Raw genomic sequence first — 263 nt, forward strand, 5'->3', positions numbered from 1 at the left:
GGTGAGCTTTGATACACCATAAACAGTGCTAGCAATGATAAAGCTCCTAGAGCAAGAACGCTTGTTACATTTGAAGCTGTTTTTCCCGAAGTACTTTCTTCTGTTTTTTCAACAGCAACTATGATTCCTGTAAACTTTTGTAGGAACTCACTTTCTGAAAGTTTTTCTTTTTTATTATCTGAATCGTACAAGGTATAATCCAGTTTCTTTCTTTCAACAACAATTAAGTCTTTACCATTTTCAGTAGTTACTTGTGCTATAAA

Annotated in this window: 1 protein-coding gene; it reads right to left on the reverse strand. The window is 33.5% G+C overall.

All coding sequences use genetic code 11. From position 1 onward, the window contains the following. Positions 1-263, reverse strand: a 263-nt coding sequence (locus tag Q0958_RS18910; RefSeq protein ID WP_299126132.1) for a hypothetical protein, incomplete at both ends; no start/stop codon positions are given.

Source organism: uncultured Tenacibaculum sp. (assembly GCF_947499065.1).
Lineage (GTDB): Bacteria > Bacteroidota > Bacteroidia > Flavobacteriales > Flavobacteriaceae > Polaribacter.